The organism is Burkholderia aenigmatica (genome assembly GCF_048627025.1).
GTDB lineage: Bacteria > Pseudomonadota > Gammaproteobacteria > Burkholderiales > Burkholderiaceae > Burkholderia > Burkholderia aenigmatica.
Genome location: NZ_CP184468.1, coordinates 2,874,108 through 2,893,853, shown reverse-complemented (window position 1 = coordinate 2,893,853; position 19,746 = coordinate 2,874,108). Strand labels below are relative to the sequence as shown.

At 66.3% G+C, this 19,746-nt stretch carries 18 protein-coding genes; 9 read left to right on the top strand and 9 right to left on the bottom strand.

All coding sequences use genetic code 11. From position 1 onward, the window contains the following. The first annotated feature begins 86 nt into the window (after positions 1-86). Positions 87-1,466 (top strand): amino acid permease, encoded by a 1,380-nt coding sequence (locus tag ACN8ZM_RS13575; RefSeq protein WP_043190011.1) that lies wholly within the window; start codon positions 87-89, stop codon positions 1,464-1,466. A gap of 136 nt (positions 1,467-1,602) precedes the next feature. Then, positions 1,603-2,373, top strand: coding sequence for a hypothetical protein (locus ACN8ZM_RS13570; RefSeq protein ID WP_420210130.1), 771 nt, complete (start codon positions 1,603-1,605; stop codon positions 2,371-2,373). Positions 2,374-2,428: 55 nt separating this feature from the next. Here the strand turns inward: ACN8ZM_RS13570 and dut are convergent, their stop codons facing one another. The 5 genes from dut to ACN8ZM_RS13545 form a co-directional block, all read right to left on the bottom strand. Beyond that, positions 2,429-2,875 carry a dUTP diphosphatase gene (dut, locus tag ACN8ZM_RS13565; protein ID WP_089451154.1) on the bottom strand — a complete coding sequence of 149 codons (447 nt, stop codon included), beginning with the start codon at positions 2,873-2,875 and terminating at the stop codon, positions 2,429-2,431. 55 nt (positions 2,876-2,930) lie between these two features. After that, a complete protein-coding gene (coaBC, locus tag ACN8ZM_RS13560; RefSeq protein WP_122946091.1) occupies positions 2,931-4,142 on the bottom strand; it encodes a bifunctional phosphopantothenoylcysteine decarboxylase/phosphopantothenate--cysteine ligase CoaBC in 1,212 nt (403 codons plus the stop codon). Positions 4,143-4,209: 67 nt separating this feature from the next. Continuing rightward, positions 4,210-4,710, bottom strand: coding sequence for a signal peptidase II (gene lspA, locus ACN8ZM_RS13555; protein ID WP_089451152.1), 501 nt, complete (start codon positions 4,708-4,710; stop codon positions 4,210-4,212). Positions 4,711-4,712: 2 nt separating this feature from the next. After that, positions 4,713-7,550, bottom strand: coding sequence for an isoleucine--tRNA ligase (gene ileS, locus ACN8ZM_RS13550; RefSeq protein ID WP_420210129.1), 2,838 nt, complete (start codon positions 7,548-7,550; stop codon positions 4,713-4,715). Between the two features lie 104 nt (positions 7,551-7,654). Then, complete coding sequence (locus ACN8ZM_RS13545; protein ID WP_420210128.1) at positions 7,655-8,647, bottom strand: bifunctional riboflavin kinase/FAD synthetase; 993 nt, start codon at positions 8,645-8,647, stop codon at positions 7,655-7,657. A gap of 122 nt (positions 8,648-8,769) precedes the next feature. Between ACN8ZM_RS13545 and purN the strand changes: the two genes are divergently transcribed. The 6 genes from purN to nadC all read left to right on the top strand — a co-directional run bounded on the left by purN (position 8,770) and on the right by nadC (position 15,870). Continuing rightward, positions 8,770-9,432: a phosphoribosylglycinamide formyltransferase gene (gene purN / locus ACN8ZM_RS13540; protein ID WP_043189977.1), complete on the top strand. Its 663-nt coding sequence runs from the start codon at positions 8,770-8,772 to the stop codon at positions 9,430-9,432. Continuing rightward, positions 9,429-10,694, top strand: coding sequence for an RsmB/NOP family class I SAM-dependent RNA methyltransferase (locus ACN8ZM_RS13535; protein ID WP_175024835.1), 1,266 nt, complete (start codon positions 9,429-9,431; stop codon positions 10,692-10,694). Before purN ends, ACN8ZM_RS13535 begins: the two co-directional genes overlap by 4 nt. Positions 10,695-10,712: 18 nt before the next feature. After that, positions 10,713-12,086: a mechanosensitive ion channel family protein gene (locus ACN8ZM_RS13530; protein WP_420210127.1), complete on the top strand. Its 1,374-nt coding sequence runs from the start codon at positions 10,713-10,715 to the stop codon at positions 12,084-12,086. A 221-nt stretch (positions 12,087-12,307) separates the two neighbouring features. Continuing rightward, complete coding sequence (locus ACN8ZM_RS13525) at positions 12,308-13,501, top strand: DesA family fatty acid desaturase (protein ID WP_039368179.1); 1,194 nt, start codon at positions 12,308-12,310, stop codon at positions 13,499-13,501. Between the two features lie 354 nt (positions 13,502-13,855). Continuing rightward, positions 13,856-14,992, top strand: a complete 1,137-nt coding sequence (gene nadA / locus ACN8ZM_RS13520) for a quinolinate synthase NadA (protein ID WP_043189988.1) — start codon at positions 13,856-13,858, stop codon at positions 14,990-14,992. Then, a complete protein-coding gene (gene nadC / locus ACN8ZM_RS13515) occupies positions 14,989-15,870 on the top strand; it encodes a carboxylating nicotinate-nucleotide diphosphorylase (RefSeq protein WP_420210126.1) in 882 nt (293 codons plus the stop codon). Before nadA ends, nadC begins: the two co-directional genes overlap by 4 nt. Before the next feature lie 94 nt (positions 15,871-15,964). Here the strand turns inward: nadC and nadB are convergent, their stop codons facing one another. The 4 genes from nadB to radC all read right to left on the bottom strand — a co-directional run bounded on the left by nadB (position 15,965) and on the right by radC (position 19,153). Next, positions 15,965-17,551: an L-aspartate oxidase gene (gene nadB / locus ACN8ZM_RS13510; protein WP_043189965.1), complete on the bottom strand. Its 1,587-nt coding sequence runs from the start codon at positions 17,549-17,551 to the stop codon at positions 15,965-15,967. Between the two features lie 160 nt (positions 17,552-17,711). After that, positions 17,712-17,879, bottom strand: coding sequence for a 50S ribosomal protein L33 (gene rpmG, locus ACN8ZM_RS13505; protein ID WP_006478046.1), 168 nt, complete (start codon positions 17,877-17,879; stop codon positions 17,712-17,714). A gap of 17 nt (positions 17,880-17,896) precedes the next feature. Further along, positions 17,897-18,130: a 50S ribosomal protein L28 gene (rpmB, locus tag ACN8ZM_RS13500; protein ID WP_004186391.1), complete on the bottom strand. Its 234-nt coding sequence runs from the start codon at positions 18,128-18,130 to the stop codon at positions 17,897-17,899. Positions 18,131-18,367: 237 nt separating this feature from the next. Then, positions 18,368-19,153: a RadC family protein gene (gene radC, locus ACN8ZM_RS13495; protein ID WP_420210125.1), complete on the bottom strand. Its 786-nt coding sequence runs from the start codon at positions 19,151-19,153 to the stop codon at positions 18,368-18,370. A 135-nt stretch (positions 19,154-19,288) separates the two neighbouring features. Between radC and ACN8ZM_RS13490 the strand changes: the two genes are divergently transcribed. Then, positions 19,289-19,744, top strand: coding sequence for an FKBP-type peptidyl-prolyl cis-trans isomerase (locus tag ACN8ZM_RS13490; RefSeq protein ID WP_027786673.1), 456 nt, complete (start codon positions 19,289-19,291; stop codon positions 19,742-19,744). Positions 19,745-19,746: the final 2 nt, after the last annotated feature.

The window sequence follows — 19,746 nt, the reverse complement described above, 5'->3', positions numbered from 1 at the left end:
ATGCGAACGGCGCGGGATGTCTTCCGCGCCGTTTCGTTTTATCTGGCGCCGGCGGCGCGTGGGTGGTGCAGGGGAGTGGCAACGCAGTGACACAACAACAACGGACGTTCGACGACATCGTCGCGCGCGAACAGGGTTTGCGCCATGCGCTGACGTCAGGGCAGATGGCGATGATCGCGATCGGCGGCGCGATCGGCACGGGGCTGTTCCTCGGCAGCGGGTTCGCGATCGGGCTCGCCGGCCCGAGCGTGCTGGTCTCGTATGCGATCGGTGCGCTGATCGCGCTGCTGCTGATGGGCGCGCTCGCGGAAATGACGGTCGCGCACCCGACGGCCGGCTCGTTCGGCGCGTATGCCGAGCACTATGTCGGCCCGCTCGCGGGCTTCCTGGTGCGCTATGCGTACTGGTTCGCGGTCGTGTTTGCGATCGGCACCGAGATCAGCGCGATCGCCGTGTTCATGAAGTACTGGTTCCCGGCCGTGCCCGGCTGGTACTGGGTAATCGGCTTCTCCGCGCTGCTGATCGCCGTGAACCTCGCGAGCGTCACGCTGTACGGCACGGTCGAATATGCGTTCTCGCTGCTGAAGATCGCGGCGATCATCGTGTTCATCGTGCTCGGCGCGTATCTCGTGTGGTCGGCACCGGCCGCATCGGGCATCGGTTTCGCGAACTACACCGCGCACGGCGGCTTCATGCCGAAGGGGCCGTGGGGTACCTGGGTCGCGGTGATCGTCGCAATCTTCAGCTACATGAGCATCGAAGCCGTCGCGATCGCGGCCGGCGAGGCACGCGATCCGCAGCACGCGGTCACGCGCGCGTTCCGCTCGACCGTGTTCCGGCTCGTGCTGTTCTACCTGCTGACGCTGTCGCTGATGCTCGCGATCGTGCCGTGGACGCAGGCCGGTACCGACGAAAGCCCGTTCGTGAAGGTGATGGCTGCGACTCACGTGCCGTACGCGGCGGGCGTGATCAACTTCGTGCTGCTGATCGCGGCGCTGTCGGCGATGAACAGCCAGCTTTACGTGACGACGCGGATGATGTTCAGCCTGTCGCGCGCGCGACTCGCGCCGGCGGTGTTCGGCCGGCTCGGCACGAACGGCGTGCCGCGCGCGGCGCTGTGGATCTCGACGAGCGGCGTCGCGGTGGCGGCCGTGCTGGTCGCGCTGGCGCCCGACACCGCGTTCACCGTGATGATGGCGATCGCGATGTTCGGCGCGCTGTTCACGTGGCTGATGATCTTCGTCACGCACCTGCGCTTCCGTGCGCGGTATCGCGGCCCCGCGCTCGCGTTCCGGATGTGGGGGCACCCGTTCGGCAGCCTGCTCGGTGCGGGGCTCGTCGCGGCGATCCTGTTCACGACCGCGTTCACGCGTGAATTCCGGATGACGATGGTGGTCGGCGTCGTGTTCGTCGTGCTGCTCACGCTCGCGTACGCGCTGCATTACCGGCACCAACACGCGCGTTGATGGCCATGGCGCGGCCGCCCGCGTCGATTCCCCGTTCGCTAAGGTGCCGTTAAGCCCGCGGCGACTACATTCGATCCTGTCTGCAAGGCGGGCCGGCACGCGCCGGACCGCCGCTTTCCTGCATAAAGGGGTTCGAATGAACAAACTTCCCGAAATCACGCTCGCATTCTGGATCATGAAGATCTGCGCGACGACGCTTGGCGAAACCGGCGGCGACCTGCTGTCGATGACGCTGAACGTCGGCTACGCGGTGAGCTCCATCCTGCTGTTCGGTTTCTTTCTCGTGACGCTGGGCGCGCAGCTCAAAACGACACGCTATCGCCCGGCCATCTACTGGGCCGTGATCGTCGCGACGAGCACGGCCGGCACCACGATGTCGGACTTCATGGACCGCACGCTCGGCCTCGGCTATGCAGCCGGCTCGTCGATCCTGGTCGCGATCCTGCTGGCCATCTTCGCGGTGTGGCGACTCAGCGGCGAATCGCTGTCGGTGGACCTGATCCGCACGCGCAAGGTCGAGCTGCTGTACTGGATCGCGATCCTGTTCTCGAATACGCTCGGCACCGCGCTCGGCGATTTCCTCGCGGACAGCTCGGGGCTCGGATTCGGCGGCGGCGCGCTGCTGATCGGCAGGCTGCTCTCACTGATCGTGCTCGCCCACTACTTCACGCGGATCTCGGGTGTGCTGCTGTTCTGGGCCGCGTTCGTGCTCACGCGCCCGTTCGGCGCGACGGTCGGCGACCTGCTGACGAAGCCGGTGGCGAAGGGCGGTCTCGCGCTCGGCACGATCGGTTCGTCGGCCGTGCTGCTTGGGGTGCTGGTCGCGCTGGTGATCTACGCGATCGTGGCCCAGGCGCGGCAGCGCGGCCTGACGCCCGTGCGGATCGCACAACCCGTCGAGGAATGACGGCGAAGGAAAAGAAAAAGGGGCCTTCCAGGAGGCCCCTTTTTCATTGCGTCGTTCAGTGACGGCCGGTGCTGCCAAAGCCGCCCTCGCCACGATCGCTTTCGGCGAAGTCGTCGACGATGTTGAACTGCGCCTGCACGACCGGCACGATCACGAGTTGCGCGAGGCGCTCGAACGGGTTCAGCACGAACTCGGTCTGGCCGCGGTTCCACGTCGAGATCATCAACTGGCCCTGGTAGTCGGAATCGATCAGGCCGACGAGGTTGCCGAGCACGATGCCGTGCTTGTGGCCGAGGCCCGAGCGCGGCAGGATCAGCGCCGCGTAGCCGGGATCGGCGAGATGGATCGCGAGGCCGGTCGGCACGAGCGCCGTTTCGCCCGGCTTCAGCGTCAGCGGCGCATCGAGGCACGCACGCAGGTCGAGGCCTGCGCTGCCGGTGGTTGCGTAGGCAGGCAGGTAGTCGCGCATGCGCGCGTCGAGAATCTTCAGGTCGAGTTTCATGCGGTCGTCGGATGGGTCGGGAAGGGCGCGGCAGCGACGGCCGCCGCGCGGGAGATCAGATCAGGCGGTTGTCGGGCAGGCGCTTCGCGATTTCCGCGACGAGCGTGTGCGCGAGTTCGTCCTTCGGTGCGCGCGGCAGGCGCGTGAGGCCGGCGGCCTCGAACAGCACGACTTCGTTGTCGTCGCGGCCGAACGTCAGCGGGCCGAGGTTGCCGACGAGCAGCGGCACGTTCTTGCGCTTGCGCTTCTCGTCGCCGTGCACGTCGAGGTCGCCGCTTTCCGCCGCGAACCCGACGCAGAACGGCGGATCGGGCAGCGCCGCGACCGACGCGAGGATGTCGGGGTTCTCGACGAACGCGAGCGCGGGCACCTTGTGGTCTGCCGTCTTCTTCATCTTGTGCTCGGCCGGCTGCGCAACGCGCCAGTCGGCGACCGCGGCCACCGCGATGAAGATGTCGGCATCGGCGACGGCATGCATGACCGCGTCGTACATCTGCTGGGCCGTCTGCACGTCCTGGCGGTAGACGCCCCACGGCGTGTCGAGCGCCACCGGCCCCGCGACGAGATGCACGTCGGCGCCAGCCTGCTGCGCGGCGCGCGCGAGCGCGAAGCCCATCTTGCCGCTCGAGCGGTTCGTGAGGCCGCGCACCGGGTCGAGCGGCTCGAACGTCGGGCCGGCCGTGATCAGCACGCGCCGGTGCGCGAGCACCTTCGGCGCGAAGTGCGCGACGATCGCTTCATAGATCGCCTCGGGCTCGAGCATGCGGCCGTCGCCGACTTCGCCGCACGCCTGCGCACCCGAATCCGGGCCGAGCACCGACACGCCATCCGCGCGCAGTTGCGCGGCGTTGCGCTGCGTGGCCGGGTTCTGCCACATCTGGCGGTTCATTGCGGGGACAACGAGCAACGGACAGTCGCGCGCGACGCACAGCGTGGACAGCAGGTCGTCCGCGAACCCGTGCGCGAGCTTCGCGAGGAAATCCGTCGACGCGGGCGCGATCACGATCGCGTCGGCTTCGCGCGACAGGTCGATGTGCGCCATGTTGTTGTCGACGCGCGCGTCCCACTGGCTCGTGTAGACGGGCCGGCCCGACAGCGCCTGCATCGTGACGGGCGTGATGAACTGGGTCGCGGCTTCGGTCATCGCGACCTGGACGGTCGCGCCGGCCTTCGTGAGCAGCCGGGTGAGCTCGGCGATCTTGTAGCAGGCGATGCCGCCCGTCAGGCCGAGAACGAGGTGTTTTCCAGCGAGTTCTGCGTGTGCCAACTCAGGCCTCCAAGGGTCGAACGGAACGGCCGGCGCGAAGCCGGCCGTCGACGCCGAGTATGCGCGCTTAGCGTGAGCCGCGCACGCGACGCAGTTCGTCGTAGATCAGCAGCACCGCGCCGATCGTAATCGCGGAATCGGCGAGGTTGAACGCCGGGAAGTGCCAGGCGCCGAGGTGGAAATCGAGGAAGTCGATCACGTGGCCGTAGACGAGCCGGTCGATCACGTTGCCGAGTGCGCCGCCGAGGATCAGGGCGAGCGACAGGCTGAACATACGCTGCTGGCCATGACGCTTCAACAGGAAGCAGATCACGAGCGTCGCGGCGATGCCGAGCGCGGTGAACGCCCAGCGCTGCCAGCCGCCCGCGGTCGACAGGAAGCCGAACGCGGCGCCGCGGTTGTACACCAGCACGAGGTTGAAGAACGACGTCAGCTCGTGCTGCGCGCCGTACACGAACGTTTTCAGGATCGAGATCTTCGACAGCTGGTCGAACAGGATCACGATCAGCGAAATGCCGAGCCAGGGCGCAAGCGCGCCGCTGGCCGGTTTCGACAGGGTTTTCGCCATAGTTAAGCAGCGCTCCGGATTTCGCCGTTTTCAAACAGGTTGGAGAAGCAGCGGCCGCACAGCGTCGGATGATCGGCGTGCGCGCCGACATCTTCGCGGTAGTGCCAGCAGCGCTCGCACTTCTGGTACTTCGACGCGGCCACGTCGACGCTTTCCTGCGCTTCGTCGTCGACCTTGACCACCGTCGCAGCCGACGTGATCAGCACGAACTTGAGATCGTCGCCGAGGCTCGTGAGCGCGTCGTAGCGTGCGCCGCTCGCGTGCACCGCGACTTCGGCCTGCAGCGACGAACCGATGCGGTTCGCGGTGCGCGCTTCCTCGAGCGCCTTCGTCACGTTGCCGCGTACATCGCGCAGCAGCGCCCACTTCTCGATCAGCGGGGCGGAGCCGGCGACTTCCGGATACGCGTAGTAGGTTTCCGTGAAGATCGTGTCGCTGGCCGGCTGGAACACCTTCCACGCTTCCTCCGCCGTGAACGACAGGAACGGTGCGAGCACGCGCAGCAGGCCGTGCGTCAGGTGATACAGCGCCGTCTGTGCGGAGCGGCGGGCGCGCGAATCGGCCGCGCTCGTGTACAGGCGGTCCTTCAGCACGTCGAGGTAGAAGCCGCCGAGATCTTCCGAGCAGTACGTCTGCAGCTTCGCGACGACCGGGTGGAATTCGTACTTCTCGTAGTGGCCGAGCAGCTCCGTCTGCAGTTGCTGCGAGAACGCGACCGCATAGCGGTCGATTTCCAGCCATTCCTCGACCGGTACCGCGTGCTGGGCGAAGTCGAAGTCCGACAGGTTCGCGAGCAGGAAGCGCAGCGTGTTGCGGATGCGGCGATAGCCTTCGGTCACGCGCTTCAGGATTTCCTCGGAGATCGCGAGCTCGCCCGAATAGTCGGTCGACGCGATCCACAGACGGATGATTTCCGCGCCGAGGCGGTTCGCGACTTCATGCGGGTCGATGCCGTTGCCGAGCGACTTGCTCATCTTGCGGCCTTCGCCGTCGACCGTGAAGCCGTGCGTGAGCAGGCCCTTGTACGGCGCACGGCCGTCGATCATCGATGCCGTGAGCAGCGACGAGTGGAACCAGCCGCGGTGCTGGTCCGAACCTTCGAGGTAGAGATCGGCGGGGAACTGCAGCTGATCCTTGTGCGAGCCGCGCAGCACGTGCCAGTGCGTCGTGCCCGAGTCGAACCACACGTCGAGCGTGTCGCGGTTCTTTTCGTACAGGTTCGCGTCGTCGCCGATCAGCTCGCGCGGGTCGAGCGTTTGCCACGCCTCGATGCCCGACTGCTCGACGCGCTTCGCGACTTCCTCGAGCAGCTCGAGCGTGCGCGGGTGCAGCTCGCCGGTTTCCTTGTGCACGAAGAACGCCATCGGCACGCCCCATTGGCGCTGGCGCGACAGCGTCCAGTCGGGACGGTTCGCGATCATGCTGAACAGGCGCTGCTTGCCCCACGACGGGTAGAACGCGGTCGCGTCGACGCCTTCGAGCGCCGTTTCGCGCAGCGTCTTGCCGCCGTCGCGCGGCGTCACGTCCATGCCGGCGAACCACTGCGACGTCGCGCGGTAGATGATCGGCGTCTTGTGGCGCCAGCAGTGCATGTAGCTGTGCGTGTACTTCTCGCTGCGCAGCAGCGAGCCGGCCGCATTCAACGCCTCGATGATCTTCGGGTTCGCGTCCCAGATCGACAGGCCGCCGAACAGCGGCAGCGATTCGATATAGCGGCCGTCGCCCATCACCGGGTTGATGAAGTCCGCATCGGTCATCCCGTGCGCCTTGCAGGACACGAAGTCCTCGATGCCGTACGCGGGCGACGAGTGCACGACGCCGGTACCCGTGTCGGTCGTCACATAGTCGCCGAGGTAGGCGGGCGAGGTGCGCTTGTAGCCGGGGTGGGCCGACGCGAGCGGGTGGTGGAAGCGCAGGTTCGCGAGCTTCACGCCCGGCGTCGTCGCGATGACGCGGCCGGTCAGCTTGAAGTCGGTCATGCATGCTTCGACGCGCTCTTCCGCGATGATCAGCAGCCCGCGCTCGGTGTCGACCAGCGCGTAGACGATTTCCGGATGGAGGTTCAGCGCCTGGTTCGCCGGGATCGTCCACGGCGTGGTGGTCCAGATCACGATGCCGCCTTCGGCGCGCGGCAGGGCCGGCAGGCCGAACGCCTGAGCGGTCTTTTCCGGTTCCGCGAACGCGAACATCACGTCGATCGTCGGATCGGTGCGGTCCTTGTACTCGACTTCCGCTTCGGCGAGCGCCGAGCCGCAGTCGAAGCACCAGTTCACCGGCTTCAGCCCGCGATACACATAACCCTTCTCGATGATCTTGCCGAGCGCGCGGATCTCTTCCGCCTCGTTGAGGAAGTTCATCGTCTTGTACGGATTGGCCCAGTCGCCGAGCACGCCCAGGCGCTTGAAGCCGACCTTCTGCTTTTCGATCTGCTCGGTCGCGTACGCGCGCGCCTTGCTCATCACTTCGGCCGCCGGCAGCGACTTGCCGAACTGCTTCTCGATCTGGATCTCGATCGGCATCCCGTGGCAGTCCCAGCCCGGCACGTACGGCGCGTCGAAGCCGGCCATGTTGCGCGACTTGACGACGATATCCTTCAGGATCTTGTTGACGGCGTGACCGAGGTGGATGTCGCCGTTCGCATACGGCGGGCCGTCGTGCAGGATGAACTTCGGCCGGCCAGCGCTGGCCGCGCGGATCTTCTCGTAGAGGCCGCGCTCTTCCCATTCCTTGACCCACTGCGGCTCGCGCTTGGGCAGGTCGCCGCGCATCGGGAACGGCGTGTCGAGCAGGTTGACCGGATACTTGGCCTGCGGTTTCGAATCGGCTTTCTTGTTGCTCATGATGGGATCGCTATCTAAATCTCGGGGGACGCGCGAGCGTCGTGAATCGGGAGTGCGCGCGAGTGAGCGGCGCGAGGGTGCGGCGCGGGGCGCCGCCGTCCGGATCAGCTAATTCGGTCGGTGGCCGACGTCGAGAAGCCCGTGGCGCGGCTGCCCGGCGCACGGTCGCGCTCGATGAAGTACGCGCGCGCATTCGCGACGTCCAGCGCGATCGCGCGCGACAGCGCCTCGAGATCGTCGAATTTCGCCTCGTCGCGCAGCTTCTTCAGGAATTCGACGCGGATGAGCTTGCCGTACGCATCGCCGTGCCAGTCGAGCAGGTGGACTTCGAGCAGCACGCGGCCCGAATCGTCGACGGTCGGGCGCAGGCCGAGGCTCGCGACGCCCGGCAGCGGGGCCGGGCCGAGGCCGTGCACCTGCACGACGAAGATGCCCGCGAGCGCCGGCCGCTTGTGGGCGATCGGTATGTTCAGCGTCGGGAAGCCGAGGTCGCGGCCGAGCTTCAGCCCGTGCGCGACGTGGCCGCTGATCGCATAGCTGTGGCCGAGCGCTTGCGCGGCCGCGTCGAGATCGCCGGCCGCGAGCGCGGCGCGCACGCCCGAACTCGAGATGCGCGTGCCGTCGCTGCCGGCCACCGTACCCATCTGCTCGACCTCGAAACCGTACTGCGCGCCGGCCGCCTTCAGCGTGTCGAAGGTGCCCGCGCGTTTCGCGCCGTAGCAGAAATCGTCGCCGACCATCATCCAGCGCGTGTGCAGCCCGTTCACCAGCGTGCGTTCGACGAACGTTTGCGGCGACTGGCTCGCGAACGTGTGGTTGAAGTGCTCGACGACCACGCGGTCGACGCCGTGATCGCGCAGCGCCTCGAGCTTGTCGCGCAGCATCGCGATGCGCGGCGGCGCGCCGGCCGGGTTGAAGAATTCGCGCGGGTGCGGCTCGAACGTCATCACGCACACGGGCAGGCCGCGCGCGTCCGCTGCCGCGCGCACGCGCGCGAGCAGGGCCTGGTGGCCGCGATGGACACCGTCGAAGTTGCCGATCGTCAGCGCGCACGGGGCGCGGCTCTCGGCGTTGGGCAGGCCGCGGAAGACTTTCACGATAGCGGATGCAGCGTCGGGGAATGGGCGGTGGGATGCCGCAAAGCAGAAGATTATAAACGTTCGGGCGGGCCGGCGGCCGAGAAGGGGGGAAACGCGGGGGCGAATGGTAAAATTCGCGAATGAAAAAACTCGTGATCCTGATTTCCGGTCGCGGCAGCAACATGGAGGCCATCGTCCGCGCGTGCGCGCAGGAACGCTGGCCGGCCGAGGTTGCCGCCGTGATCGCCAACCGGCCCGACGCGGCCGGCCTGGCATTTGCCGCGTCGCACGGGGTGGCGACGGCGGTGGTCGACCACCGGTCGTTCGATGGCCGCGACAGCTTCGACGCGGCGCTGGCCGCCGAGATCGACCGATTCGCGCCCGATCTCGTGGTCCTCGCCGGCTTCATGCGCATCCTCACGCCCGCATTCGTCAGACGATACGAAGGCCGGCTGCTGAACATCCATCCGTCGCTGCTGCCGAGCTTCAAGGGCATCCACACGCACCAGCAGGCGCTCGACGCGGGTGTCGCGCTGCATGGCGCGAGCGTGCATTTCGTGATTCCCGAGCTCGACAGCGGCGCGATCGTCGCGCAGGGCGCGGTGCCCGTGCGCGCGGGCGACGACGCGGCCGCGCTCGCGCAGCGCGTGCTGACGGTCGAGCATGTGCTGTATCCGCGCGCGGTGCGCTGGTTCGTCGAGGGGCGTCTGCGCCTCGAGAACGGCCGTGCAGTGGTGGCGCCGGAAGAGGCGCGCTGGATTTTCGCGGATCAACCGCATACCGAAACGAGTGAGGGCGTATGAAGCTGCACGGATTCCTGATTGGCCAGACCGAAACTTTGCTGGCCGAGGTGCTGAAGTTCGCCGGCCCCGCCGACGCGACGACGAGCCGGTTCTTCCGCGCGCACCCGAAGCTCGGGCATGCCGAGCGCGGCGTGATCGCCGAAGCGGTGTTCGCGGTGCTGCGCCGGAAGATGGAGTTTTCGCATCTCGCCGAGAGCGGCACGGGTACGCCCGCGCGGCGCCTCACGCTGCTCGGCCTGATGCAGACGGTCGGCCGCAACGCGCTGAGGCCGTTCCTGTCCGACACCGAGTCCGCATGGCTCGAGCACGTGTCGAAGATCGATCCGGCGAGCCTGCCGGTGCGCATTCGCTCGAACCTGCCCGACTGGATCCACCAGGCACTGTCGGCCCGTTTCGATGGCGAGGAGCTTGCACAGCTCGCCGCCGCGCTGAACTACCCGGCGCCGCTCGACCTGCGTGCCAACGCGCAGAAGGCCAGCCGTGATCAGGTAATCGACGGGTTGCGCGCGGAAGGCATCGATGCGGGCGCGACGCCGTTTTCACCGTTCGGCGTGCGCGTGGTCGGCAAGCCGGCGCTGACGCGCCTGAGGCTGTTCGAGGAAGGCGCGATCGAGGTGCAGGACGAAGGCAGCCAGTTGCTGTGCTCGCTGGTCGCGCCGCGCCGCGGCGAGATGGTCGTCGATTTCTGCGCGGGTGCGGGCGGCAAGACGCTCGCGCTGGGCGCGATGATGCGCTCGACCGGGCGTCTCTATGCGTTCGACGTGTCGGAAAAGCGCCTGGCGAAGCTGAAGCCGCGCCTCGCGCGCAGCGGGCTGTCGAACGTGAACCCCGTGCTGATCGACAGCGAACACGATGCGAAGATCAAGCGGCTCGCCGGCAAGATCGACCGCGTGCTGGTCGATGCACCGTGCAGCGGCCTCGGCACGCTGCGCCGCAACCCGGACCTGAAGTGGCGCCAGACGCGCTCGGCGATCGACGAGCTGACGCCGAAGCAGGCGTCGATCCTCGCGAGCGCCGCGCGTCTCGTGAAGAAGGGCGGCCGGCTCGTCTACGCGACCTGCAGCGTGCTCGACGCCGAGAACGAACGCATCGTCGAACAGTTCCTGGCCGATCATCCCGATTTCGTGCTGGTGCCGGCGCAGCAGGTGCTGGCCGACCAGCGCATCGAGCTGGAGACGGGCGACTACCTGTCGCTGTGGCCGCATCGTCACGCGACCGACGGCTTCTTCGCCGCGGTGCTCGAACGGCGCGCCGCGCAGTAACGACTGCCCGGACGGACGATGGAAAATCTGCAGAGCCGCCTGCTGTCGCACCGGCTGGCATCGGTCATTCGTGACTTCCACCAGCCGGTGATGATCTGGCAGGCGGCGATCCTCGTCGGCGCGCTGTGCTTCGCGTGGGTGACCGCGCGCTTCGTGCACGGCCGCATCGATGCGCGTCGCCGCGCGGCTGGCCGCGCGCCCGGCGCGGGCGCGCAAAGCCTGAAGCGCGCGTTGGTCCCGCTGTTCGGCAGCGTGTTCGTCGGCGCCGCGCAGCTCGCGTTCGACCCGTTCATGTCGACGTCGCTGCTGTCGCTTGCGCTCGTGCCGCTGTTCGGCATCGGGTCGATCTACGTGCTGTTCTTTTTCGCGCGGCGCGTGTTCGCGCGCGACGGCCACACGCATGCGTGGCTGTCGATCGTCGAGAAGATCGTGTCGACCGTCGTGTGGGCCGCGATGGTGCTGACGGTGCTCGGCATCCAGCGCGACGTGCTCGGCTGGCTCGACAGCGTGCAGTTCCGTGTCGCCAATGCGCACCTCACGCTGCTGTCGGTGATCTCGGGCGCGTTGTGGGTGTGCGTGACGCTGATGGTCGCGATGTGGCTCGGTTCGGTGCTCGAGGATCGCCTCACGCGCGCGAGCACGCTCGACGCGAACCTGAAGGTCGTGCTGTCGCGGGTCGGCCGCGCGCTGCTCGTGTTCGCGGCGATCCTGATCGGGCTGTCGCTGGTCGGCATCGACGTGACGGTGCTCGGCGTGTTCGGCGGCGCGGTGGGTGTCGGCCTCGGTTTCGGGCTGCAGAAGATCGCCAGCAACTACGTGTCGGGCTTCATCATCCTGCTCGACCGCTCGCTGCGGCTCGGCGATGCGATCAGCGTCGGCGGGCTGCAGGGCATCGTCACGCAGATCCGCACGCGCTATACGGTCGTGCGCGGCCTCGACGGCAACGAGACGCTGATCCCGAACGAGAAGCTGATCACCGACGTCGTGCAGAACCAGTCGTCGTACCTGACGCGCGGCTACGCGAAGGTCGCGGTGCAGGTCGCGTACACGAGCGACGTCGAGCATGCGCTCACGCTGCTCGCCGATGCCGCGAAGGGCGTGCCGCGCGTGCTGGCGGAGCCCGCTCCGACCCCGTATCTGGTGAGTTTCGGGGCGGACGGGATCGACCTGGAGCTCGGTTTCTGGATCGAGGATTCGGCGAAAGGCACGTCCGGCGTGCGTTCGAGCGTGAACCGCAACATCTGGCGCCTGTTCAGCGAGCACGGGATTTCGATTCCGTTCCCGCAGCGCGAAGTGCGTGTCGTCGGGTTGCCTGACGGTTTTCCTGCCGCGGCCGGGCTCGATCCGGCGGCCGGCAACGGCGCGGGGGACGGGCGCGCACCGGCTGCGTAGCGCACGCCGGCCGTCAATCGTATCGACCCCGCGGTCGGAACCGGATCGCGGGCCTTTCCAAGTCCGCCCATGGACTGCGCTTGTTGCGTCAGGGCAAGAAAATGTTCATTTTTTACAAAGACTTGGAACGGTTGAAGTAAAATTCTGGTCTACACGCGGTATGCTTTCATTTTTCTGACGCTTGGCGCGGGCCGGCGTCGCTCTCATCACAGGTAACTGCCTTGTTGAATTCCCTGCTCGATTTTCTTTCCCACGGGCTCCTGCATTTTTCGTGGTGGCAGGTCGCGCTGTTCGCGCTCGCCGTCACGCACGTCACGATCATCGGCGTGACGGTCTACCTGCACCGTTGCCAGGCGCACCGCGCGCTTGAGCTGCATCCGATCGCGAGCCACTTCTTCCGCCTCTGGCTGTGGATGACGACCGGCATGCTGACCGGCCAGTGGGCCGCGATTCACCGCAAGCACCATGCGAAGTGCGAGACCGAGGAAGATCCGCACAGCCCGCAGACGCGCGGCATCTGGAAGGTGTTCCTCGAAGGCGCCGAGCTGTATCGCGCGGAAGCGAAGAATGAAGAGACGATGCGCAAGTTCGGCCACGGCACGCCGAACGACTGGGTCGAGCGCAATGTCTATTCGAAGTACCCGATTCTCGGCATCAGCCTGATGATGGTGATCGACGTCGCGCTGTTCGGCGTGATCGGCCTGACCGTGTGGGCCGTGCAGATGGTCTGGATTCCGTTCTGGGCGGCTGGCGTCGTCAACGGCTTCGGTCACTTCTGGGGTTATCGCAACTTCAACTCGGCCGACGCGAGCACGAACCTGTTCCCGTGGGGCATCGTGATCGGCGGCGAAGAACTGCACAACAACCACCACACGTTCGCGACGTCGGCGAAGCTGTCGAACAAGTGGTACGAGTTCGACATCGGCTGGATGTACATCCGCATCATGTCGGCGTTCGGTCTCGCGAAGGTGAAGAAGGTTGCGCCGACGCCGCGCCTGAACAAGCCGAAGACGGTGCTCGACCAGGAAACGCTGCAGGCCGTGCTGTCGAACCGCTACGAAGTGATGGCGCGCTACGGCAAGGCCGTGAAGCGTGCGTACCGTCAGGAGCTCGCGCACCTGAAGGAAATCGGCGGCGAGAAGTACCAGATGATGCGCGGCGCGCGCAAGTGGTTCCACAAGGATGCCGACGGCCTCGACGAGCCGCAGAAGAAGCTGCTGCCGGAAATCTTCGCGAACAGCCAGAAGCTGCAAACGTACTTCCAGCTGCGCCAGGATCTCGCCGCGATCTGGGATCGCTCGACCGCATCGCGCGAACAGCTGCTCGCGCAATTGCAGGATTGGTGCCATCGCGCAGAACAAAGCGGCATCAAGGCGCTGCAGGAATTCGCGACGCGCCTGCGCCGCTACGCCTGATTCGAAATCGATTAGAATCTAAGGACGTCAAAAACCCCGCGTTGGCGGGGTTTTTTATTTGGTCCGCCGGTTTTTGAACGGTGATCGGCAGGGCCGGATTCGTATGAGGCTTGGGGCAGCGTGGAAGCGTTGTTCCGGGGCGAACGCAGGGGATGGGATCGGGGTAAGTGTTGAAGCGCGAATTCCGATCGACCGCGAAGCATGGGGTGGGGAGTAAGTGCTGAAGCACTAACTCCCACCGACCGCGAAGTATGGGACCAGAGTAAGCGCTGAAGCACTAACTCTGGTCGACCGCGAAGCATGGGGCGGGAGTAAGTGCTAAAGCACTAACTCCCGCCGACAGGAGATATGGAGATGCAGTCGACGATCAAACCCGTCGAATACGATCGGCCCGTTGCAGCCGGGACCGTGTGCGGCGTGGGACAGGCGTGGGCCAAGGTGCCCGACGCACCGTCCGCCGAAGAGCGGGTTGCGCTAAAGGAGCGCATCAAGGCATTGCTCGTGCGTGAAAAGGCCGTGCTGGTCGCGCATTACTACGTCGATGCCGAGTTGCAGGAGCTCGCCGACGAAACCGGCGGTTGCGTCGCCGATTCACTCGAAATGGCCCGCTTCGGCCGCGATCACGACGCGCAGACGCTGGTCGTCGCCGGCGTGCGCTTCATGGGCGAAACCGCAAAGATCCTGAGCCCGAACAAGCGGATCCTGATGCCCGACCTCGACGCGACCTGCTCGCTCGATCTCGGCTGCCCGGTCGACGAATTCTCGGCATTCTGCGACGCGCATCCCGACCGCACCGTCGTCGTCTACGCGAATACCAGCGCGGCCGTGAAGGCGCGCGCGGACTGGATGGTCACGTCGTCGATCGGCCTCGAGATCGTGGCCGACCTGCACGCACGCGGCGAGAAGATCATCTGGGCGCCGGATCGCCATCTCGGCAGCTACATCCAGAAGAAAACCGGCGCGGACATGCTGCTGTGGCAAGGCTCGTGCCTCGTTCACGACGAGTTCAAGGGCATCGAACTCGACCTGCTGCGCGCCGAGTATCCGGACGCGAAGGTGCTCGTCCACCCAGAATCGCCGGAAAACGTCGTCGCGCAGGCCGATGTGGTCGGGTCGACCACGCAACTGATCGACGCGGCCGTCAAGCTCGACGCGACGCACTTCATCGTCGCCACCGATCTCGGCATCCTGCACAAGATGCAGCTGGCCGCGCCCGGCAAGACCTTCATCGCCGCGCCGACGGCCGGCAATAGCGCAACTTGCAAGAGCTGCGCGCACTGCCCGTGGATGGCGATGAACGGCCTCGCGAACCTCGCGGACGTGCTCGAACGCGGTCACAACGAGATCTTCGTCGATCCCGCGATCGGTGAGCGCGCACGCCTGCCGATCGACCGGATGCTCGATTTCGCAGCGGCGCACAAGAAGCGCGTGCAGGCGAGCGGCGATCTGCAGCACGACCAGCAACTGTTTGCGAACGTGGGGGCTGCATGAGTCAGGCTGTATCCCCGCTGTTCGACATCGTCCGCGAGCAATACGGCGCGGCATTCGACGATGCGATCGCGCGCAACGTGGCCGATGCGATCGCGGAAGACGTCGGTACCGGCGACCAGACCGGGCGGCTCGTGCCGGCCGGCGGGCGTCGCCGTGCACGCATCATCGTGCGCGAGGAGGCCGTGCTGTGCGGCGTGCCGTGGTTCGAGGCGGTGATTGCCCGGATCGACCCGTCGATCACCGTGCAATGGCGCTATCGCGAAGGCGACCGCATGACGCCCGATTCGACCGTCTGCGAACTCGACGGACCGGCGCGCGCGCTGCTGACGGCCGAGCGCAACGGGCTCAATTTCCTGCAGCTGCTGTCGGGCGTCGCGACCGTGACGCGCCGCTACGTCGATCGCGTCGAAGGCACGCGCACGAAGATCCTCGATACGCGCAAGACGCTGCCGGGCCTGCGGCTCGCGCAGAAGTATGCGGTGCGCGTCGGCGGGGGCGAGAACCAGCGTCTCGCGCTGTACGACGGCATCCTGATCAAGGAGAACCACATTGCGGCGGCAGGTGGTGTCGGCGAAGCGCTTGATGCGGCGTTCGCGCTGGAGTCGGGCGTGCCCGTGCAGGTCGAAGTCGAGACGCTCGCGCAGCTCGACACGGCGCTCGCGCATCGCGCGCAGTCGGTGCTGCTCGACAACTTCACGCTCGACATGATGCGCGAAGCGGTGCGCGTGGCGGACGGCAAGGCCGTGCTCGAAGTGTCCGGCGGCGTCAATTTCGACACGGTGCGCGCGTTCGCGGAAACGGGTGTCGATCGCATCTCGATCGGCGCGCTGACGAAGGACGTCCGCGCGACCGACTATTCGATGCGGATCGTCGACTGATCGAACCTCGTCCAGTCAGACAAAAAAGCCGTTGGCGCGCAAACGCCAACGGCTTTTTTCTTGTGCGCCCCCGGCTGCAGCCGGGGAGGGCCGCTCAGCGACGCGCGCGCGGCGTAAGCACGCTCGGCAGTGCCTTCGGCAGCGTGTTCGGCCAGTCTCGGCTGTAGTGCAGCCCGCGGCTTTCGCGGCGCGAGTGCGCGCTCTTCACGATCAGGGTCGCCACGTCGACGAGGTTGCGCAGTTCGAGCAGGTCGCGCGTCACGCGGAAGTTCGCGTAGTACTCCTGGATCTCGTCGCGCAGCAGCGACAACCGATGCTTCGCGCGTTCGAGGCGCTTGTCGGTGCGCACGATGCCGACGTAGTTCCACATCAGGCGGCGCAGCTCGTCCCAGTTGTGTGCCACGACGACTTCCTCGTCCGCATCCGATACGCGGCTTTCGTCCCACGCGGGCAGCTTGGCCGGCGTTTCGGCATCGAAGCCGGCCGCCTCGATCGCCTCGGCCGCCGCGCGGCCGATCACGAGACATTCGAGCAGCGAGTTGCTCGCGAGCCGGTTCGCGCCGTGGAGCCCCGTGTACGACGTTTCGCCGACCGCATACAGGCCGGTGAGATCGGTGCGCCCGGCGAGGTCGGTGACGACGCCGCCGCACGTGTAGTGCGCGGCCGGCACGACGGGAATCGGCTCTTTGGCGATGTCGATGCCGAATTCGAGGCAGCGCGCGTGGATCGTCGGGAAGTGTTCGCGCAGGAACGCTTCCGGCTGGTGGCTGATGTCGAGATACACGCAATCGATGCCGCGCTTCTTGATCTCGAAGTCGATCGCGCGCGCGACGATATCGCGCGGCGCAAGCTCGGCGCGCGGATCGTGTGCGGGCATGAAGCGCGTGCCGTCGGGCAGCTTCAACAGGCCACCTTCGCCGCGCACGGCTTCCGAAATCAGGAACGACTTCGCATACGGATGGAACAGGCAGGTCGGGTGGAACTGGATGAATTCCATGTTCGACACGCGGCAGCCCGCACGCCACGCCATCGCGATGCCGTCGCCGGTCGCGGTGTCGGGGTTCGTCGTGTACAGGTAGACCTTGCCGGCGCCACCCGTTGCGAGCACCGTATGCGGCGCTTCGATCGTGATCGTGCGGTCGTTGTCGACGTCGAGCACATACAGGCCGTGACAGCGGCGGCCGGGCAGGCCGAGCCGGTCCGACGTGATCAGGTCGATCGCGTGGTGGTTTTCGAAGAACGTGATGTTCGGATGCTGGCGCGCGCGGTCGGACAATGTCGCGAGCACGGCATGGCCGGTCGCGTCGGCCGCGTGGATGATCCGGCGGTGACTGTGGCCGCCTTCGCGCGTCAGGTGGAAACCGAGTTCGGCTGCATCGTCCTTCGTGAACGGCACGCCCTGCGAGATCAGCCATTCGATCGCTTCGCGGCCGTGCTCGACGATGTAGCGCGTCGCGCCCTCGTCGCACAGGCCGCCGCCGGCGACCAGCGTGTCGTCGACGTGGTTCTCGATGCTGTCCGCCGAATCGAGGACAGCCGCGATGCCGCCTTGCGCGTTATCGCTCGCGCCCTCCATCATCGACCGTTTCGCGATCAGCGCGACACGTCGCGTGCTGGCCAGATTGAGTGCGACCGACAGCCCTGCCAGGCCGCTGCCGACGATCGCCACGTCGAATTTCATGCTGCATCTCCATCGTTACGCTTTTGATCTTGTGCGTTCCGGCGGCCGTGGCCGCGGAAAGAGGAGAGCATACCGCGTCGCGCCAGAGCGTGCGCGCAAAACAAAAAGCCCCGCAGGTGCGGGGCTTTTCGGTCGCCGTCAGGCTGGCAGAAACCGGAGATTACTTGATCTTGGTTTCTTTGTACTCAACGTGCTTGCGGACGACGGGATCGAACTTCTTGATCGCCATCTTTTCCGGCATGTTGCGCTTGTTCTTCGTGGTCGTGTAGAAGTGACCCGTACCAGCGGTCGACTCGAGCTTGATCTTGTCGCGTGCGCCTTTTGCCATGATTGTGCTCCTTGGGCTTAGGCTTCGCCGCGTGCGCGCAGGTCAGCGAGCACGGAATCGATGCCGTTCTTGTCGATCAGGCGCAGGCCGGCGTTCGAGACGCGCAGGCGCACCCAGCGGTTTTCGCTCTCTACCCAGAACCGGCGGTTTTGCAGGTTCGGCAGGAAACGACGCTTGGTCTTGTTGTTGGCGTGGGAAACGTTGTTGCCGCTCATCGGCGCTTTCCCAGTTACTTGGCATACGCGTGCCATGAGAGCACTCCTAATACGCTAAATTCGGGGTTCGATCGCCGATGAAGGTTCCATCGCACCGCCACGTGATCCATGGCTGCACTCAGAACGCCGAAGCCCTTACAGACAAGGCCCTTCGATGGCTAGAACTGGTTGGAAAAAAGACAGACGGCGATTCTAGCAGAAAAAGTTCAGAAAAATCAAACCTAATTTCGCATCACCGTTGCGGCGCCCTTGGGCGGGCCGCAACCGCACAGTCTACAGCCAACCGGCCCTTGCGAACGAAAAAGTATCACTGGTGCCGATGACGACGTGATCGAGCAGCTTCACGTCGACGAGCGCGAGCGCGTCGTGCAGCACGCGTGTCAGGCGGCGATCTTCCGCGCTCGGCTGCACCGCGCCCGACGGATGGTTGTGCGCGACGATCAGCGCCGCGGCGTTGTGCACCATCGCGCGGCGCACGATTTCGCGCGGGTAGACGGCCATGCGCGTCAGCGAGCCGCGTGTGATTTCCTCCGTTTCGATCAGGCCGTGGCGCGCGTCGAGGAAGACCGCGGCGAACACTTCGTGCGGACGCGCGCCGATCTTCAGCCGCAGATAATCCTCGACCGCGCCGGGCGAATCGATCTGCTTCTTCTCGTGCGCTTTCTCCTTCAGCACGCGCCGCGCGATCTCGATGACCGCAACCAGCCGGGCGGAGCGCGCAGGGCCGATGCCGGGGTGTTCCTCGAAATCGTCGGCGGTTGCCTCGAGCAGCCCGCGCAACGTCTTGAACTGCGCGACCAGTGCGCGGGCGGTCGCGAATACATCGTGCCCGGGCTTGCCCGTGCCGAGCAGCAGTGCGATCAGTTCGTCGTCGGTCAGCGCGGCCGGCCCGCGCTCCAGCAGTCGCTCGCGCGGCCGCTCGGGCCGCCAGTCGCCCGGGCGGCGCTTGCGCCGGCGGATCGGCAGCACGCGGCCGGGTGGCGCGGTGGGCAGATCGGCGGTGTCGCGGCATTCGACGGGCGGCAGGGGCAAAGGCAGGGCTGGGCAGGGTGACAGCATGCTTGAAACTCCATTGGCGGCGGGCAGTGTGCGCGACGTCGTCGCACTTTCCGCCTTGCGCGCTCAGGTGACTTACAATATTGGCTTTGCGCCGGGCCTTTCGGCCGTAGCGGGCGCCGACTGAACGAGTAATTCATGAGCCTCATCGATCTATCCGAAGTGAAGCCCGGTTCCCACGTCACGTTGCATTACCGGCTGGCACTGGCCGACGGCGCCGACATCGTCAACACCTTCACCGACAAGCCGGCCACGCTGCTGCTCGGCGCGGGGCAACTGGCGCCGTCGCTTGAACAGATTCTGATCGGGCTCAGGGTCGGCGACCACTCGACTTTTCAGCTAACGCCCGAACAGGGGTTCGGTCCCCGCAATCCCGACATGCTCCAGCGCGTCACGCTGTCGACGCTGCGCGAGAACGGGATGGTTGGCGACGATTTCACGCCGGGCGAACTGATCGAGTTCAACGCGCCGGACGGCGGCCGCTATGCGGGGGTGCTGAAGGAAGTCAGCGAGACCTCGGCACTGTTCGACTTCAATCATCCGCTCGCGGGCCAAGCGCTCACGTTCGAAGTGAAAATCATCGGAATCCTGTAATC

What these genes read in the sequence shown, in the direction of transcription:
- ACN8ZM_RS13535 (WP_175024835.1), top strand. Translation starts at nt 9,429, where the DNA reads ATGAAGCTGCACGGATTCCTGATTGGCCAGACCGAAACTTTGCTGGCC.
- ACN8ZM_RS13530 (WP_420210127.1), top strand. Translation starts at nt 10,713, where the DNA reads ATGGAAAATCTGCAGAGCCGCCTGCTGTCGCACCGGCTGGCATCGGTC.
- rpmG (WP_006478046.1), bottom strand. Translation starts at nt 17,879, where the DNA reads ATGGCAAAAGGCGCACGCGACAAGATCAAGCTCGAGTCGACCGCTGGT.
- rpmB (WP_004186391.1), bottom strand. Translation starts at nt 18,130, where the DNA reads ATGGCACGCGTATGCCAAGTAACTGGGAAAGCGCCGATGAGCGGCAAC.
- radC (WP_420210125.1), bottom strand. Translation starts at nt 19,153, where the DNA reads ATGCTGTCACCCTGCCCAGCCCTGCCTTTGCCCCTGCCGCCCGTCGAA.
- ileS (WP_420210129.1), bottom strand. Translation starts at nt 7,550, where the DNA reads ATGAGCAACAAGAAAGCCGATTCGAAACCGCAGGCCAAGTATCCGGTC.
- nadC (WP_420210126.1), top strand. Translation starts at nt 14,989, where the DNA reads ATGAGTCAGGCTGTATCCCCGCTGTTCGACATCGTCCGCGAGCAATAC.
- nadA (WP_043189988.1), top strand. Translation starts at nt 13,856, where the DNA reads ATGCAGTCGACGATCAAACCCGTCGAATACGATCGGCCCGTTGCAGCC.
- dut (WP_089451154.1), bottom strand. Translation starts at nt 2,875, where the DNA reads ATGAAACTCGACCTGAAGATTCTCGACGCGCGCATGCGCGACTACCTG.
- lspA (WP_089451152.1), bottom strand. Translation starts at nt 4,710, where the DNA reads ATGGCGAAAACCCTGTCGAAACCGGCCAGCGGCGCGCTTGCGCCCTGG.
- nadB (WP_043189965.1), bottom strand. Translation starts at nt 17,551, where the DNA reads ATGAAATTCGACGTGGCGATCGTCGGCAGCGGCCTGGCAGGGCTGTCG.
- ACN8ZM_RS13570 (WP_420210130.1), top strand. Translation starts at nt 1,603, where the DNA reads ATGAACAAACTTCCCGAAATCACGCTCGCATTCTGGATCATGAAGATC.
- purN (WP_043189977.1), top strand. Translation starts at nt 8,770, where the DNA reads ATGAAAAAACTCGTGATCCTGATTTCCGGTCGCGGCAGCAACATGGAG.
- ACN8ZM_RS13490 (WP_027786673.1), top strand. Translation starts at nt 19,289, where the DNA reads ATGAGCCTCATCGATCTATCCGAAGTGAAGCCCGGTTCCCACGTCACG.